Here is a 17,328-nt window from a genome sequence, read left to right on the forward strand (position 1 = left end):
TATTTTGTTTAACGCTGACAGGAGTCAAAAATGATGGCCAATTCTACAGATTCCGCCAGCCGGGCAGGTTGGCGTAAAGTGCCATCTACCTTAATTTTCACCAATCTACCACATCAAAATTGAAAGGGCAGGTATGAGGGGTTGAAATCCCCCCGCCAGCGCCCATTTGTCATCAGGACATCATCTATGAAAAAGGCAGCAAAGCAAGTGGCTACTTTCGCCAAAAAGGATGTAGAAATTATTGCACGTGAAACGCTTTATCGCGGCTTTTTTTCGCTTGAGCTTTATCGCTTTCGCCATCGGCTCTTCAACGGTGAAATGAGCGGCGAGGTGAAGCGAGAAATTTTTGAGCGCGGTCATGCTGCGGTGCTGCTACCCTATGACCCTGTGCGCGATGAAGTGGTGCTGGTCGAGCAGATTCGCATCGCCGCCCTGGACAGCAGTGAAACGCCATGGCTGCTGGAAATGGTCGCCGGCATGATTGAAGAGGGCGAGAGTGTAGAAGATGTTGCGCGTCGTGAAGCGGTAGAGGAAGCAGGTCTTGTTGTTGGCCGCACCAGGCCGGTGCTGAGCTATTTAGCTAGCCCCGGCGGCACCAGCGAAAGACTGTCTATCCTGGTCGGCGAAGTGGACGCCACCCAGGCCAGGGGGATTCATGGTCTGGAGGAAGAAAACGAAGATATTCGTGTTCATGTGGTCAGCCGGGAGCAGGCTTACCAGTATGTAGAAGAGGGGAGCATCGACAACGCAGCGTCGGTCATCGCTTTGCAATGGCTGCAGCTGCATTATGAGCAATTGAGAAGAGAGTGGAATGATTAATGATGAAGCGCTATACCCCTGACTTCCCGGAAATGATGCGTTTATGCGAGACCAACTTCGCCCAACTGCGCCGCCTGTTGCCGCAAAATGACGCGGCGGGTGAAACGGTAACGTATCAGGTGAATAGCGCCAGATATCGCTTAACCATATCGGAATCAACGCGTTACACAACCCTTGTGGCGATCGAACAAACGCATCCTACGGTAAGCTACTGGAGCCTGCCTTCTATGTCGGTCAGGCTGTATCACGATGCGATGGTGGCGGAAGTGTGTTCAAGCCAGCAGATCTTTCGCTTTAAAGCACGTTATGATTACCCGAATAAAAAGTTGCATCAGCGCGACGAAAAGCATCAAATTAACCAGTTTCTTGCTGATTGGCTGCGCTACTGCTTAGCGCACGGAGCAATGGCGATTCCGGTTTATAACTAGCTTTGGGACCAGGACGGCTAACGGCACAACGCCCTGAATAATGGATGGTATTGATACCCTGACTCATCCGAGTGGCAGCCCAACCAGCGGTAGCTAAAGTGGGGTGAGGAGTAAGCGTGCGGAAACCTAAGGACACCATTTGGAAAGCCTGTTAACCCTTCCTGTGGCCGATGGGGGCCGAATCAGGATATTGCAAATTACCGATACCCATCTGTTCGCGGGAAAGAACGAAACGCTGCTCGGTATTAATACCTGGAAGAGCTATCAGGCGGTATTAGCCGCCATTCGCGCCGAACAGCGTAGCTGTGACTTACTGGTTGCTACCGGGGATTTGGCTCAGGATCATAGCGTGGAGGCTTATCAGCACTTTGCTGAAGGCATCTCCAGCTTTTCTGCGCCTTGTGTCTGGTTGCCCGGCAACCATGATTTTCAGCCGGCAATGTTCAGCGCCCTTCAGGAAGCGGGTATCTCTCCGGCAAAGCGAGTTTACCTGGGGGAACGCTGGCAGGTTCTGCTGCTGGACAGCCAGGTCTTCGGTGTGCCTCACGGTGAGCTGAGCGACTACCAGCTCGAATGGCTCGAGCGTCAGCTGGCCGCCGCCCCGGAACGCCATACCTTACTCCTGCTTCACCATCATCCTCTGCCTGCCGGCTGCAGCTGGCTGGATCAGCATAGCCTGCGTAATGCTGCCGCACTGGATGCGGTGCTGAAACCGTGGCCGCAGGTGAAAACGCTGCTCTGCGGCCATATTCATCAGGAGCTGGATCTTGACTGGAACGGCCGCAGGATGCTGGCGACGCCTTCAACGTGCGTTCAGTTCAAACCGCACTGCGCTAACTTTACGCTCGACACTATTGAGCCCGGCTGGCGCTGGCTGGATCTGTTTCCTGACGGCAGCCTGACCACCGAAGTTTGCCGGCTACAAAGCGGTAAATTCAGCCCCGATACGGCTTCTGAGGGTTATTGATGCCGGCATTACTCTATCTGCACGGGTTTAACAGCTCCCCGGCTTCCGCGAAGGCCACCGGCTTTAAGGCGTGGCTGGCGCAGCAGCATCCGGAGATCGACATGATTGTGCCGCAGCTGCCGCCGTATCCGGCAGAGGCCTCCGAGCTGCTGGAGTCGCTGGTGCTTGAGCGCGGCGGCGAGCCGCTGGGTATCGTCGGCTCTTCTTTGGGCGGGTATTACGCGACCTGGCTTTCGCAGTGCTTCACGCTGCCTGCGGTGGTGGTCAACCCAGCCGTTCGCCCCTTTGAGCTGCTGGTGGATTACCTCGGCAAGAACGAGAACCCCTACACCGGGCAGCAATATGTGCTAGAGTCACGCCATATTTACGATCTGAAAGTCATGCAAATTGACCCGCTGGAAGCGCCAGACCTGATTTGGCTGCTGCAACAAACGGGCGATGAGGTGCTTGATTACCGCCAGGCCGTAGCCTACTACGCGCTCTGCCGCCAGACGGTGGTACCCGGCGGCAATCACGCCTTTACCGGCTTCGAAGATTATTTCACACAGATTGTCGACTTCCTCGGCTTACGCTGAGGCCTGACGGCCGATTCCCTGTTTCGCTATCTGAATGAATAAACCATGACGCAATCCTATAATGCCGATGATATAGAGGTGCTCACCGGGCTTGAGCCAGTTCGCCGCCGCCCGGGGATGTACACCGACACCACTCGTCCTAACCATTTAGGGCAGGAAGTCATTGATAACAGCGTGGATGAAGCGCTGGCGGGCCACGCCAAACGCGTGGATGTCATCCTGCACGCCGACCAGTCTCTGGAGGTCATTGACGACGGGCGCGGGATGCCTGTTGATATCCACTCCGAAGAGAAGGTGCCGGCCATCGAGCTGATCCTTTGTCGTCTGCACGCGGGCGGTAAATTCTCCAATAAAAACTACCAGTTCTCCGGCGGCCTGCACGGCGTAGGGATCTCTGTCGTTAACGCCCTTTCCAAACGCGTTGAAGTGACCGTCCGCCGCGACGCTCAGGTATACAGCATCGCTTTTGAAAACGGCGAGAAGGTGCAGGATCTGGAAGTGATTGGCACCTGCGGCAAGCGTAATACCGGCACCAGCGTTCACTTCTGGCCGGATGAAAGCTTCTTCGACAGCCCGCGTTTTTCCGTTTCTCGCCTTAGCCACCTGCTAAAAGCGAAGGCCGTACTCTGCCCTGGGGTAGAAATTACCTTTACCGATAAGGTGAATAACACCGAGCAGCGCTGGTGCTATCAGGATGGCCTGAACGATTATCTGTGTGAGGCGGTGAATGGCCTGATTACGCTGCCGGAAGCGCCGTTTATCGGCAATTTCGCTGGCGATACCGAAGCGGTTGACTGGGCGCTGCTCTGGCTGCCGGAAGGCGGCGAACTGCTGACGGAAAGCTACGTCAACCTGATCCCAACGATGCAGGGCGGCACGCACGTCAACGGTCTGCGTCAGGGGCTGCTCGACGCGATGCGTGAATTCTGCGAATACCGCAATATTCTGCCGCGCGGCGTGAAGCTCTCTGCGGAGGATATCTGGGAGCGCTGCGCCTACGTGCTTTCGGTCAAAATGCAGGATCCGCAGTTTGCCGGCCAGACCAAAGAGCGTCTCTCTTCGCGCCAGTGCGCGGCCTTTGTCTCCGGCGTGGTGAAAGATGCCTTCAGCCTGTGGCTGAACCAGAACGTGCAGGCGGCAGAGCAGCTGGCCGAGCTGGCTATCTCCAGCGCGCAGCGCCGTATGCGCGCCGCGAAGAAGGTTGTGCGTAAAAAGCTAACCAGCGGTCCGGCATTGCCTGGCAAGCTGGCAGACTGTACGGCGCAGGATCTGAGCCGCACCGAACTCTTTCTTGTAGAAGGGGACTCGGCGGGCGGGTCTGCGAAGCAGGCTCGCGATCGTGAATATCAGGCGATCATGCCGCTGAAAGGCAAGATCCTGAATACATGGGAAGTTTCTTCTGACGAAGTGCTGGCCTCGCAGGAGGTTCACGATATCTCCGTTGCCATCGGTATCGATCCGGACAGCGAAGATCTGAGCCAACTGCGCTACGGCAAAGTCTGTATCCTCGCGGATGCGGACTCCGATGGGCTGCACATTGCCACGCTGCTTTGCGCGCTCTTTGTGCGCCACTTCCGGTCGCTGGTGAAAGGCGGCCATGTCTACGTGGCCATGCCGCCGCTCTATCGCATAGATTTGGGTAAAGAGGTCTATTACGCGCTGGATGAAGAAGAGAAAGCGGGCGTGCTGGAGCAGCTTAAGCGCAAGAAAGGCAAGCCGAACGTGCAGCGCTTTAAAGGGCTGGGTGAGATGAACCCGCTTCAGCTGCGTGAGACCACGCTTGATCCCAATACCCGCCGTCTTGTGCAGCTGACGATCAGCGATGAAGACGATCAGCGAACGCTGGCGACGATGGATATGCTGCTGGCCAAGAAGCGTTCAGAAGATCGCCGTAACTGGCTGCAGGAAAAAGGCGATAAGGTAGACATTGAAGTCTAACGTTCTGTCCTGGTTGAGCCAGCAGCTTCCAGGGAAAGGATGAGCCATCAAGCAAAGGGGAAACCCTTTGCTTTTTTTTCGCCACAACAAATTAAGAATATCGGCCGCCGTAGGCTGACAGAAGAGACGTTTTGTCTGCTGGTCGCCATGACTATTTCCTCATATCTTTTATTATTCCGCTTTTGGGGGTAATTAAGGATCCTCTGAGGGGTGTCATTAATTTGTTTAGTTGCGATTAAAATTATTCTGACTTCTATTTTTCCTGTCGCTTTGTCCTTCCGTCGCTTAAATATATCAGAAAGTGATCCTCCTCCTTTTTTAAAACTCTTTGTTACATTTGTACGAACTCTGAATCATTCAGGTTATCCCGTTGAAGAACCGTCGACGCTATATGTAAAATTAAAGAGTATGAAAATACAGGGCAGTAATTGATATTTTTATGTCTACATAAGGAGAATGACATGCGTGAACTCAATGGCAATGAATTAAAGGACGTATCGGGCGCAGGTATTATCACCGATGCAGGTACAGCTTTAGGTCAAGGTATCGGTGCTATTGTTGAAGCCGCTGGCGTTAAAGGCTCTACAGAAGCGGGTAAAGCATTAGGGAACGGCATTGGCCAGGTTGTTGAAGTCGGCGTTAATATTATCACTTCAATTGTGGGTGGTTTGTTTGGCGGTATCTTCGGAAGAAAATAAATAATTTATCTTCTTCCCATTAAGTCACACTGACGATAGCCATAAGCACGCGGCTTATGGCTATCCAGGAGGGGAACATGCGAGAGCTAACGACGATTGAGATGGAGTATGTCAACGGGGCTGGCGTAGTGCAGGATACGCTGGACTCAGCCGGGAAGTTTATGGGGGGAGCCATGGGCGGCGCCGTGGGATTGACGGTAGGGTCGATAATTGGCTCTATTGTGCCCGTCATCGGCACCTCTATTGTGGGTAATATTGGCTCCAGCCTCGGTAAGGCTATTGGCGGATTCATTGGCTCCGGTATTGGCAAGGGCATTGGCGGTATGTTCGAGAAAATATTTGGCCTCTGATTTATTGTTGCTATTAAATTTTAACGAATATTTTTAGATTTCTTGTGGTCTTTGATTGCATGTTTATCGGATACGTTGGTGTCCGATTTTATTTTATGCACCGTTGTTGGCTGATACCACCAGTTTTTTAGAAAATGAATCAAGCCAGGTTGCTATGGAAAAAAGAAGTTTATTCCGCCAGGAAGCCATTGATAATTTTAAAACACGCTGGCTAGGACAGGCCTTGTTAATTGGTCGCTATCCGGCGTGGATTATTGTTCTTATCACCTTCGCCTTCATCAGTGTCTTGCTGTTTGTCATCATTTTCTGTGATTACACAAGAAGAATAAACGTTCAGGGAGAGGTGACCTCCCTGCCTCGTGCCGTTAATGTTTTTTCGCCCAGCCAGGGATTTATCAGCCATAGCTGGAAACAGGCCGGCGAACGGGTAAAAAAAGGGGATTATCTCTATCAAATTGACGTTGCCCGGGTGACCCATTCGGGAAATGTCAGTGAAAACAGCTTACGCGCCACCCAGCAGCAGACGGACATCATCAAAGGGATCATTCTGAAGCTGGAAGAGAATAAAGAAGTCACGCTGTCGCAGATGACTCAGCAGCTGGCTCAGTACGAGAGCGCCTATCGCCACGCGAAGGAATTGGTTGAGAGCGCGAAGAAAGGGATGATCGATATGAAATCGACGATGGACAACTATGCCGAGTATAAGCGTCGGGGCTTGATAAATAGCGATCAAATGACCAACCAGCGTTACCTCTATTACCAGCAGCAAAGCGTATATCAGAATCTCAACAGCCAGATGATCCAACAGGGGTTACAAATCACCAGCCTGAAGGGCGACATGCTCACCCGGGCGACAGATTTCGATAATCAAATTTCGCAGCGCCGCTACGAGCTCAGCGATCTTCAGCGCAGGCTTGCCGAAATGGACGCAACCGGGACGCTTTTTGTTAGCGCCCCGGTTGACGGGAAAGTTGAATCCATGAGCGTCACCCAGGGGCAGATGACCAACATCGGGGACAGCCTCGCCCAGATTGTTCCTGCGGAGAGCCAGGGGTATTTTCTGGTGCTGTGGCTTCCTGACAGCAGTATTCCGTACGTGAAAGTTGGGGATAATATCAACGTGCGTTACGAGGCTTTCCCGTTTGAAAAATTCGGCCAGTTTGCCGGGAAAATATTATCTATTTCCAGCGTGCCGGCCTCGCCGCAGGAATTAAGCTCTTACAGCAATTCCCCCCAGACGCAGCAAACCAGGGCTGCCCAGCCTTTCTATAAGGCTATCGTGGATATTAGCCACGACAGGCGTCTTTCATCGCTAACGTTAACGACGGGAATGAAAGCTCAGGCCATGGTGTTTATGGAGAAACGCCCTCTGTACCAGTGGATGCTCTCCCCGTTTTATGACATCCACAGCAGTCTCATGGGGCCCATAGATGGATAGCACTTTATTCACTTATATTCGCGATCGCCTGCATTTTGGCCTGATTAAAAAAGTACCGCAAATCCTGCAAACGGAAAGTGCAGAATGTGGCCTGGCCTGCCTGACGATGGTCTGCCGCTATTACGGAATGGATGTCGATTTATTCAATCTACGTCACCAGTTTGGCCTCTCTTCACACGGAGCAACCTTAAACACGCTGGTTGACGTGGCAGAGCGGGTAAATCTGAAGAGCCGCCCTTTATCTTTAGATCTTAATGAAGTTTGCCAGTTGAAAACGCCCTGTATTCTCCACTGGGATATGTGCCATTTCGTGGTGCTGGTTTCCGCCCGGCGGGGCAAATTCATCATTCACGACCCTGCCTTCGGGAGAAGGGCGATTGGCCTCTCCGAGCTTTCCCGTCATTTTACCGGGGTAGCCCTTGAGCTTTGGCCGGATAAAGGCTTCTCCCGTCAGCAAAACCGCAGCAAGATGCGCCTGCGGGATATGATGAATAACATCAATGGCATCGGCGGCTTCCTCGGTAAAATTTTCTGCTTTAGCCTGCTAATCGAGTCGATAAACCTGCTGATACCGGTGGGGACGCAGCTGGTTATGGACCACGTGATCATTGCCGAAGATCACCACCTGCTTTCGCTGATTTGCCTTGGTTTGCTGTGCTTTATTCTCTGCCGGACCTTTATCGGTACGCTGCGGGCATGGTCGTCGTTGGTGATGGCATCGCTGATAGATGTTCAGTGGAAAACCGGCATTTTTGATCACTTAATGAAGCTGCCGCTGGATTATTTTGAAAAGCGTAAGCTGGGCGATATTCACTCCCGCCTGGGCTCTCTGGACGTGATTCGCACCACGCTGACGGATAGCCTGATCGCCTGCATCATCGATATTATCGTTGCGACTGGCGTTTTTATTATGATGCTGCTGTATGGCGGCTGGCTGGTGTGGATCGTCTGCGGCTTTACTTTGCTCTATATGCTACTGCGCATCACCACCTACCATCGCTATCGTCAGGCGTCAGAGGAGCAGATTGTCAAAGAAGCAAAAGTGGGCTCCCATTTTATGGAAACGCTGTATGGCGTCGGGACGCTTAAAGCTCTGGGGATAACCGGACTCCGCTCCAAATTCTGGCTTAACCTGAATATTGATGCCACCAATGCCCGTATCAGAACAAACAAGCTGGATCTCTTGTTTGGCGGGCTGGCAAACTTTATTAGCGCTATCGACCATATCACCATCCTGTGGCTCGGTGCTTCTATGGTCATTGACGGGGGGATGACGCTGGGGATGTTTGTCGCCTTTAACGCTTACCGCAGCCAGTTTTCCGATCGCACTTCAAGCCTTATCAATATCCTGCTGCAGATGCGTTTACTCTCGCTTCACAACGAGCGCGTGGCCGATATTGTGCTGTCCGATCCTGAGCCGGAAGTGGCTGAAAAACGGCAGAGTGTGCCCAGCCAGGCTGCGGATTTTAAGGCGAAAAGAGTCTCTTTCCAGTATGACAGGCTCTCTCGCCCGATTTTTAGCGATCTGAACATCGAGGTTAAAGCGGGGGAGAGCGTAGCCATTATTGGCCCTTCCGGGGTAGGAAAAACTACCCTTATGAAGGTGATGTGTGGGCTGCTGAAGCCTACGGAAGGGAATGTCTATTTTAACGGCATCGACATTTACACTCTTGGGCTCAACAATTATCGGCAGAGCATCGCCTGCGTGCTGCAGGACGATAAGCTGTTTTCCGGATCGATTGCGGAAAACATATGCAGTTTTGAAGAGAATAAGGACTACGAACGCATTACCTCCTGCGCGGTCAGCTGCAATATCCATGAGGAGATCATGAGGATGCCAATGGGATATGAAACATTGATCGGCGAGCTGGGCGGAAATCTCTCTGGCGGGCAAAAACAGCGCCTGCTTATTGCCCGGGCGCTTTACCGTCAACCGGGCATTTTATTTCTTGATGAGGCGACCAGCCATCTGGATTTGGACAATGAATCCCGAATTAATCAAGCCATACGTGAGCTCAATATCACCCGCATTTTTATTGCTCACCGGCCGTCCACCATTGCCAGCGCTGAGCGTGTTATTGATTTAACAGAAGGCCTTTCCTGATAAATGACTGAGCCTGCATCAGCAGGCCTGGTTATTCTTGGGTGACGCAAAAAAGTACCTGTGCCATATAGAGTACGAAATATTCACGGAACAGGGTAATAAACTTCTCAGACAATACGATAAAAAGGTTATTTTCCAGAGAGACAAATCCTGCCGCCTGCGCTTCCTTTAACAGACCACAAACATGACTGCGCGAGACATGACTGTATGTGGCAATTTTTTTATGTGACAGCATAATGCGCGAGCTGTTCTGCTGGAGGTATTCCTTATAAAGGATCAGCATAATCATATGGCCCGCATCTTTTTCAATAAACAGAATGGCATCCGGCAGGAGTTCGCTTATCGCGACATGATTAAGAACGAGATGGCTGTAACGTGAAAAAAATGACGGGATCATTTCCTCCGCGCTGTTTTCGTGCTGGCTGTAGGGCTCCCGGTTCAGTATCCGATAGGGTTTCAGCATGGTCTGGATAAGATCGTAGACTTCCTGTATTGATTTTAATGAGGGTCGATATAAATTTTCACGTCTGTTTTTTTCATTTCGGTATATTTCCAGCCGGCCTGAAACACGAAGCTGAATCAAGAGGGAGTTGAGGGTGTTAATGCTGATCGATTTGTCTTGCCTGAGGATGAAATCTTTAACGTTTTTTAAGGTTGCATGGGGCATGCTGTAATAAATGCTGTAGATCGACGCGACGCTGGAAAAGCGAGAGAACTTGAATATCATCTTGTAAAAAAGCGGTTTTTTTAAATAAAAGGTGCTCAACATCATCTCATGGATTAGTATTAATTCATTAACATCTGTTGTGTTTTTAATGTGCTGAGCTTGCTGCAATAACGTGGAAATTATTTTGTCACGATCGGTAATCTTCATTGATTATTTCCTCCCTGGAATGATCTGGGTTGAAATCTTATCACTGTTGCTGGCCGGCAAAAAGCGAATTAAATAGGGAATATGCTGAATGTTAAAGAGATAAGTATATTAATAATGGGGTTTATTTATCTGCGTGAAGGGGGGCGGGTGAAAGAGGCCAACATGAAAAAAGGATAGCCTGAGCTATCCTTTTTATATTCTTTAAAGCCAGTTATTTAACGGCTTCTTCCAGAATACGGATATGAACTTCCAGCACATCGTCTTTAACACGGACGCTGTGCTCTTTCATATGGGGAGTCTGGAGGTGGGCTTCCAGATGCGCAACGCTTTCCCATTTCTCCAGCATAAAGATGGAATCCGGTGCGGTGGTCTGGAACGCAACCTGCGCGTTGTGATCGACCAGCGGCGCGTAGCCGTGGCAGCCCTCTTCCTGCAGCACGGTGGGAATAATCTTCTCAAACGCTGCAATTACCGCCTGGCGATGATGCGAACCAGGACGAGTGCGAATTTCTGCAATCACTGTCAGCATGACTAACTCCTTATGTTGTCCGGCCAACAGTTAAGCAAAAATAGCAGCCAGATGCTTGCGATATTCTGCTACATAATGTGGCACATCAGGCGATTTGATCACGTCGTTGGCGATAAAGGTTGGCAGACCTTCCATACCCAAGAACTGGTTCGCCTTGTGGAACGGAAGATAGACGCCGTCAACGCCCACGCCGTGGAAGAACTGATCTTTTTCCGTAAACGCTTCTAAAGGCGCGTTCCAGGTCAGAGACAACATGTAGGTTTTGCCCTGAATCAGGCCGCCAGAACCATACTTTTTAGTGGCATCTGAACGGGTACGACCGTCGCTTGCGTACAGGGAGCCGTGGCCTTCCGTGAACACATCGTCGATGTATTTTTTCACCGTCCACGGGGCACCCATCCACCAGCCTGGCATCTGCCAGATGATGCTGTCTGCCCAGAGAAACTTCTCAACTTCCGCCTTAACGTCGTATTCACTGTCCGCGCGGGTCACCTGAACATCATGCCCGAGGTCGCGCAAATAGCTTTCCGCGACTTCAGTCAGGGTGTCGTTAAGCTGGCCGTTAGAGTGACCGAATTTTTTACCGCCGTTGATAATCAGAATATTGCTCATCGTTAGCCCTTAATGCATTACGTTTGCCTGCCATTGTAATGAGATCGATATCACGAAAAAATGGCTAAAATGTGCAAAGACTTTTGCTCTACAGGCAATAATCGAATGAAAAACGGTCAGGGCCAGCGGATGCAAACCCTGAATCCCCCTTGTTCCGCGTTAGCGAATATGGCCTGCATACCGTGCAAAGCGGCAATTCGGCTAACGATAGATAACCCAAGCCCGCTGCCGGTTTTAAGCTGCCCCGGTGGGCGGAAGAAGCGCTCGCCAAGCGATGTCAGGTGCTCAGGATTCACGCCCGGTCCATTATCGATAACCTCCAGGGTATGTTCGCGTAAAACGACATTCACAATACTGCCGGCCGGGCTGTAGCGAACGGCGTTATCAAGGATGTTACGCAGCATGACGCCGAGCAGAAGCGGCTGACCGCGGCGAATCACCGGCTGCGCCTGCAGATGCAGGCGAATGTCGATATCTTCACGCTGAGCGCCATGCCAGGCTTCCATCACGCTTTCCTGCAGCAGGTTCTGCAGAGAGACCTCCTGCAGATCGTGGAGTTCGGCCAGAGAATCCAGCCGCGACAGCGTGAGCAACTGTTCAACAACACGTGAGGTGCGGTCAATGCCCTGGTGAAGGTGAAAGAGCGCCCGATCTCTGACCTGAACGTCATTTTCTGCCAGCTGGGCCACCTCTGCCTGTACCTTCAGGGCGGCCAGCGGGCTGCGGAGTTCGTGGGCTGCATCAGAGGTAAAGCGTCGCTCCCGCTGCATAAAAGCTTCTGTACGGTCGAACAGCTGGTTTAAAGCTTCGACCAGCGGCCTGACCTCCAGCGGCAGAGTTTCCGTCGGCAGCCTGCTGTTGTCGCCCGGCGGACGGTGCTGTAGCTTTTGCGCCAGTTTACGCAGCGGAGCAAGTTCGGTACTGACTAGCCAGATCAGCAAGACCAGCATCAGCGGCAGCGCGATGAGCCAGGGCGTTAACTGGGCAGAAACGATATCCAGAGCCATATCGTTTCTGTAGTCCCACTCCTGGCCGACCACAATGCGGAAGCGGCCGTCCGGCGTTGTCAGCCACACCAGCCGCCACAGAATCGTCATCGTGCTCCAGCTGCCCATCCACGAACCCGTCTCTGTGCCAGGAGTAGGTCAGCCCCTTGCCGCTATCGCCGTCATTGAGAACCAGCCTGCCGTCCGCCGTGAAAATGGCGAAGGCGAGCGTGTCATCATCAAGCTTACCGCGATGCTTTTTCAGCATGTTTTTACTGCGAGGAAGCTGTGATTCCGCGTTTGTTGCGACGTCAAAATCCAGCACGCTTAACCGCTTGGCAAACAGCAGTTGCTGGGTGTCAAAAAGCTTGTTTAATGATTTTCGCGCCTCGTACCACGCGGCGATGCTGGCAAAGGCGGCGGCGGCAAGGGTAAGCACGATAAAGCCCGCAGTCAGGCGCGTGCGCAGGCTTTTGGTCAGCGTCCTCAGCATGCATCACCCAGGGTATAGCCGATACCGTGCACGGTGCGAATAAAACGGCTGCCGAGTTTTTTGCGAAGATGGTGGATGTGAACTTCAAGGGCGTTGCGTGACACCTCATCATCCCAGTTATAGATTTTTTCCTCGATTAAGGTGCGCGGCAGTACGCGCCCGGCGTTGCGCATGAGCAGCTCGAGCAGGGCAAACTCTTTGGGTTTGAGCAGCAGGGCTTCACCGTTGAGCGTGGCGGTGAGGTTTGTCGGGGAGAGCACGACGCTACCGTAGGTCAGTTCAGGTTGGGCGTGGCCGTGAGCCCGGCGGATAAGCACCTGCAGGCGAACGGCCACTTCGGCAAGGGCAAAAGGCTTGCAGAGGTAGTCGTCTGCGCCAAGCTGGAGCCCTTCAATACGCTCGTCCAGCGAGTCTCTGGCGGTTAAAATCAGCACCGGTTCGTTGTGCCCCTCTTTTCGCCAGCGGCGAAGAATGTCCAGGCCATCCATACCGGCAGGCTAAGATCCAGCACCACGGCGTCGTAAGGCGCCTGACCGAGCGCGGCGCGCCCATGCTCGCCTTCGCTAAACCAGTCCACCGCAAACCCCATTTTCACCAGGCCGGCTTTGATGCCGTCGCCAATCAGCGGATCGTCCTCAATTAATAACAGGCGCATGGCGCACTCCTTGTTGCTGCCGTTAAGGCTTGAAGTAAATACCCGAACTTCCTGTCTGTACAGCAGAAAAGCCCGGCTATTCGGTCAGGGCCGCAAAGGCAGAATAAAAACCGTTTCTGCCGCAGGAATTAAGATCCCGCTAAGATTTGGGCGTTTTACTGGGCGCTGAGAAACATAAGGAGAATCATATTATGAAAAAGACTGCTGCATTGTTCGCCATCATCGCCCTTACCTCCGCCCCTCTGTTTGCCGCACAAACCGGCGGCTTTGTTGATCCAAATGCGCCCGGGCAAACGCAGCCGGCAGAGCAGGGCGGCTTCGTCGGTCCGGCGGGGAGTAAAACCACCGTGAAGCAGGCTAAAACACTCTCTGATGACACCTGGGTCACGCTGACCGGCAAAATTGAGCAGCGCATAGGTGGCGATGACTACATCTTCCGCGACGCGACCGATAGCATCAACGTGGATATCGGTCATAAGCGCTGGAACGGCCAAACGGTGACCCCGCAGGACACCGTTGAAATTCAGGGTAAAGTGGATAAAGACTGGAACTCGATTGAAATCGACGTGAAGCAAATTAACAAACTGAAGTAACGGCGAAAAAGCGGCAAGCCTTCCCGTGCTGCCGCTTTGGATAAAGCTATTCATCGCTATGACTCGACAGGCCAGATAAGGTACTATCGGCGGCAATTACGCCGATTGTGGCCACAATCGGCTCGTCAGTTTGAGGATGAATGAGCAATGAGTGATTTGACTCATGATGGTGCTGAGCGTCTTGCGCTGCACGAATTCACGGAAAATGCGTATCTCAACTACTCCATGTACGTCATCATGGACCGTGCCCTGCCGTTTATCGGCGACGGGCTGAAGCCGGTTCAGCGTCGAATCGTATATGCGATGTCAGAGCTGGGGCTAAACGCCAGCGCAAAATTCAAAAAATCTGCCCGTACCGTGGGTGATGTGCTGGGTAAATACCATCCGCACGGCGACAGCGCCTGTTATGAAGCGATGGTGCTGATGGCGCAGCCGTTCTCTTACCGTTATCCGCTGGTGGACGGGCAGGGGAACTGGGGCGCGCCGGACGATCCTAAGTCCTTTGCCGCGATGCGTTATACCGAATCCCGCCTGTCGAAATATGCTGAGCTGCTGCTCGGAGAGCTCGGCCAGGGGACGGTAGATTACATCCCGAACTTTGATGGCACGCTGCAGGAGCCGAAGATGCTGCCTGCGCGTTTACCGAACATCCTGCTTAACGGGACGACCGGCATCGCCGTGGGCATGGCCACCGACATTCCTCCTCACAACCTGCGTGAGGTTGCCCAGGCCGCCATTACTCTGATTGACCAGCCCAAAACCACGCTCGACAGCCTGCTGGATATCGTTCACGGCCCGGATTATCCGACCGAGGCGGAGATCATTACGCCGCGTGAGGACATCCGCAAAATTTATCAGAACGGGCGTGGCTCCGTCCGTATGCGTGCGGTGTGGCGTAAAGAAGACGGTGATGTTGTTATTACCGCGCTGCCTCACCAGGTGTCGGGCGCTCGCGTACTGGAGCAGATTGCCAGCCAGATGCGTGCGAAAAAGCTGCCAATGGTGGAAGACCTGCGCGACGAGTCGGACCATGAGAACCCGACGCGGCTGGTGATTGTCCCTCGTTCTAACCGCGTGGATCTCGAGCAGGTGATGAACCACCTCTTCGCGACCACCGATCTGGAAAAAAGCTATCGCGTTAACCTGAACATGATTGGCCTGGACGGCCGCCCGGCGGTGAAAAACCTGCTGGAGATCCTCAGCGAGTGGCTGGTTTACCGTCGCGATACGGTGCGCCGTCGCCTGAACTACCGTCTGGAAAAAGTCCTTAAGCGCCTGCATATCCTTGAAGGTTTGCTGGTGGCGTTCCTCAATATCGACGAAGTGATTGAGATCATTCGTACCGAGGACGAACCGAAGCCCGCGCTGATGTCGCGCTTTGGCATCAGCGAAACCCAGGCCGAAGCGATCCTTGAGCTGAAACTGCGCCATCTCGCCAAACTGGAAGAGATGAAAATTCGCGGCGAGCAGAACGAGCTGGAAAAAGAGCGCGATCAGCTGCAGGGCATTCTCGCCTCCGAGCGTAAAATGAATACCCTGCTGAAAAAAGAGCTGCAGTCTGACGCCGATACCTACGGTGACGATCGCCGTTCCCCGCTGCATGAGCGTGGCGAAGCGAAAGCGATGAGCGAGCACGATATGGTGCCGTCTGAACCTGTGACTATTGTGCTGTCGCAGATGGGCTGGGTACGTAGCGCAAAAGGGCACGATATCGATGCCCCAGGCCTGAACTACAAAGCCGGTGACAGCTACCTTGGCTCTGCTAAAGGCAAGAGCAACCAGCCCGTGGCGTTTATCGACTCCACGGGCAGAAGCTACGCGCTTGACCCTATCACTCTGCCGTCGGCTCGTGGCCAGGGCGAGCCTTTAACCGGCAAACTTACGCCGCCGCCGGGCGCGACCGTCGACTATGTTCTGATGGCCGCAGACGATCAGAAGCTGCTGATGGCTTCGGACGCAGGCTATGGCTTCGTCTGTACCTTCAACGATGTTGTATCGCGTAACCGGGCGGGTAAAGCCCTTATTTCCCTGCCGGACAACGCACATGTCCTGCCGCCGCTGGAGATTCATAGCGCAGATGACATGCTGCTGGCCATCACCGCCGCCGGGCGTATGCTGATGTTCCCGGTAAGTGATTTACCTGAGCTGTCGAAAGGCAAGGGCAATAAAATTATCTCTATTCCGGCAGCCGAAGCGGCGAAGGGTGAGGATAAGCTGGCGCACCTGTTCGTCCTGCCGCCGCAGAGCACGCTGACCCTGCACGTCGGTAAGCGTAAAATTAAGCTGCGCCCTGAAGAGCTGCAGAAAATCACCGGCGAGCGAGGCCGCCGCGGGACGTTAATGCGTGGCCTGCAGCGTATTGACCGTGTAGAGGTCGACTCCCCAATGCGGGCTGGAGCTGGAGACAGCGAGGAATAATCCGGGGTACGGCGGCGATCTTGCCGCCGTCCGGTGTGTTTTACGCTAAAGCCGATATACTGATCACCGGCTTCGGCTCATGAGGTAGTTATGCTAGCGATTGTCCGTTTTATTATTGTCGTCATTTACTGCATCCTGGTATGCATCTTTGGCTCAATTTATTGTCTGTTTAGCCCGCGTAATCCGCGCCATGTGGCAACCTTTGGGCACCTTTTCGGTCGCCTGGCGCCGGTATTTGGCCTCAGGGTAGAAACCCGCCTCCCCGCCGGGGCTGAACACCACCCAACGGCGATATACATCGGCAACCATCAGAACAACTACGATATGGTGACGGCGGCCAATATCGTGCAGCCGCCAACGGTCACCGTCGGGAAAAAAAGCCTGGTGTGGATCCCGTTTTTTGGTCAGCTCTACTGGTTGACGGGTAACCTGCTGATTGACCGGGACAACCGGGCCAAAGCCCACAGCACCATTTCTCAGGTTGTTGAGCAGATCCGCAAGCGCAAAGTCTCTATCTGGATGTTCCCCGAGGGAACCCGCAGCCGTGGCCGCGGCCTGCTGCCGTTTAAAACCGGGGCGTTTCATGCGGCGATTGCGGCCGGCGTGCCGATTATTCCGGTGTGCGTGTCCAATACCAGCCATAAAATCAAGCTGAACCGCTGGAACAACGGCCTGGTCATTGTTGAAATGCTGCCGCCTGTTGATACCAGCGCCTATGGGAAAGATCAGGTTCGTAAGCTGGCCACCGACTGTCGTGAACTGATGATGGCCAAAATCGACGAACTCAATCAGGAAGTTGCCGCGCGCGAAGCCGCCGGCAAAATTGAAAAGAATCGGGCGCACTGATCGCC

The 17,328-nt window shown here is 53.3% G+C and carries 15 protein-coding genes and 2 pseudogenes; 12 read left to right on the forward strand and 5 right to left on the reverse strand.

The features are described 5' to 3' along the window. The first annotated feature begins 186 nt into the window (after positions 1 to 186). From nudF to EL098_RS02610, 9 genes are all read left to right on the forward strand, one after another. Positions 187 to 819 carry an ADP-ribose diphosphatase gene (gene nudF / locus EL098_RS02570; protein WP_126354521.1) on the forward strand — a complete coding sequence of 211 codons (633 nt, stop codon included), beginning with the start codon at positions 187 to 189 and terminating at the stop codon, positions 817 to 819. A 2-nt stretch (positions 820 to 821) separates the two neighbouring features. Next, positions 822 to 1,247, forward strand: coding sequence for a DUF1249 family protein (locus tag EL098_RS02575; protein WP_126358338.1), 426 nt, complete (start codon positions 822 to 824; stop codon positions 1,245 to 1,247). A gap of 139 nt (positions 1,248 to 1,386) precedes the next feature. Beyond that, entirely contained in the window at positions 1,387 to 2,214 is an 828-nt protein-coding gene (gene cpdA / locus EL098_RS02580; RefSeq protein ID WP_126354522.1) for a 3',5'-cyclic-AMP phosphodiesterase, read from the forward strand. Continuing rightward, entirely contained in the window at positions 2,214 to 2,789 is a 576-nt protein-coding gene (gene yqiA, locus EL098_RS02585) for an esterase YqiA (RefSeq protein ID WP_126354523.1), read from the forward strand. The genes cpdA and yqiA overlap by 1 nt, the downstream gene beginning before the upstream one ends. 45 nt (positions 2,790 to 2,834) lie before the next feature. Further along, entirely contained in the window at positions 2,835 to 4,727 is a 1,893-nt protein-coding gene (gene parE / locus EL098_RS02590; RefSeq protein ID WP_126354524.1) for a DNA topoisomerase IV subunit B, read from the forward strand. Between the two features lie 461 nt (positions 4,728 to 5,188). Next, positions 5,189 to 5,425, forward strand: a complete 237-nt coding sequence (locus EL098_RS02595; RefSeq protein WP_126354525.1) for a hypothetical protein — start codon at positions 5,189 to 5,191, stop codon at positions 5,423 to 5,425. A 77-nt stretch (positions 5,426 to 5,502) separates the two neighbouring features. Continuing rightward, complete coding sequence (locus tag EL098_RS02600; protein ID WP_126354526.1) at positions 5,503 to 5,775, forward strand: hypothetical protein; 273 nt, start codon at positions 5,503 to 5,505, stop codon at positions 5,773 to 5,775. A 154-nt stretch (positions 5,776 to 5,929) separates the two neighbouring features. After that, positions 5,930 to 7,213 carry an HlyD family secretion protein gene (locus EL098_RS02605; protein WP_126354527.1) on the forward strand — a complete coding sequence of 428 codons (1,284 nt, stop codon included), beginning with the start codon at positions 5,930 to 5,932 and terminating at the stop codon, positions 7,211 to 7,213. Beyond that, entirely contained in the window at positions 7,206 to 9,317 is a 2,112-nt protein-coding gene (locus tag EL098_RS02610; RefSeq protein ID WP_126354528.1) for a peptidase domain-containing ABC transporter, read from the forward strand. The genes EL098_RS02605 and EL098_RS02610 overlap by 8 nt, the downstream gene beginning before the upstream one ends. A 31-nt stretch (positions 9,318 to 9,348) precedes the next feature. On the opposite strand, the gene EL098_RS02615 is transcribed toward EL098_RS02610, so the two are convergent. The 5 genes and pseudogenes from EL098_RS02615 to qseB form a co-directional block, all read right to left on the reverse strand. Beyond that, positions 9,349 to 10,191, reverse strand: coding sequence for a hypothetical protein (locus EL098_RS02615; protein WP_126354529.1), 843 nt, complete (start codon positions 10,189 to 10,191; stop codon positions 9,349 to 9,351). Positions 10,192 to 10,402: 211 nt separating this feature from the next. Further along, complete coding sequence (locus EL098_RS02620) at positions 10,403 to 10,720, reverse strand: putative quinol monooxygenase (protein ID WP_126354530.1); 318 nt, start codon at positions 10,718 to 10,720, stop codon at positions 10,403 to 10,405. A 30-nt stretch (positions 10,721 to 10,750) separates the two neighbouring features. Continuing rightward, positions 10,751 to 11,332 (reverse strand): NAD(P)H-dependent oxidoreductase, encoded by a 582-nt coding sequence (locus EL098_RS02625; protein WP_126354531.1) that lies wholly within the window; start codon positions 11,330 to 11,332, stop codon positions 10,751 to 10,753. Between the two features lie 116 nt (positions 11,333 to 11,448). Then, positions 11,449 to 12,811, reverse strand: a pseudogene (gene qseC, locus EL098_RS02630) (quorum sensing histidine kinase QseC). Then, positions 12,805 to 13,466: pseudogene (gene qseB, locus EL098_RS02635) on the reverse strand (quorum sensing response regulator transcription factor QseB). The pseudogenes qseC and qseB overlap by 7 nt, the downstream one beginning before the upstream one ends. Before the next feature lie 191 nt (positions 13,467 to 13,657). Between qseB and EL098_RS02640 the strand changes: the two are divergent. The 3 genes from EL098_RS02640 to EL098_RS02650 all read left to right on the forward strand — a co-directional run bounded on the left by EL098_RS02640 (position 13,658) and on the right by EL098_RS02650 (position 17,323). Then, complete coding sequence (locus EL098_RS02640) at positions 13,658 to 14,059, forward strand: YgiW/YdeI family stress tolerance OB fold protein (RefSeq protein WP_126354532.1); 402 nt, start codon at positions 13,658 to 13,660, stop codon at positions 14,057 to 14,059. Positions 14,060 to 14,206: 147 nt separating this feature from the next. Continuing rightward, the gene (parC, locus tag EL098_RS02645; protein WP_126354533.1) at positions 14,207 to 16,477 is read left to right on the forward strand and encodes a DNA topoisomerase IV subunit A; all 2,271 of its coding nucleotides are present in this window, start codon (positions 14,207 to 14,209) and stop codon (positions 16,475 to 16,477) included. Positions 16,478 to 16,567: 90 nt separating this feature from the next. Continuing rightward, positions 16,568 to 17,323 (forward strand): 1-acylglycerol-3-phosphate O-acyltransferase, encoded by a 756-nt coding sequence (locus tag EL098_RS02650; protein WP_126354534.1) that lies wholly within the window; start codon positions 16,568 to 16,570, stop codon positions 17,321 to 17,323. Positions 17,324 to 17,328: the final 5 nt, after the last annotated feature.

The sequence above is a fragment of the Cedecea lapagei genome (genome assembly GCF_900635955.1).
GTDB lineage: Bacteria > Pseudomonadota > Gammaproteobacteria > Enterobacterales > Enterobacteriaceae > Cedecea > Cedecea lapagei.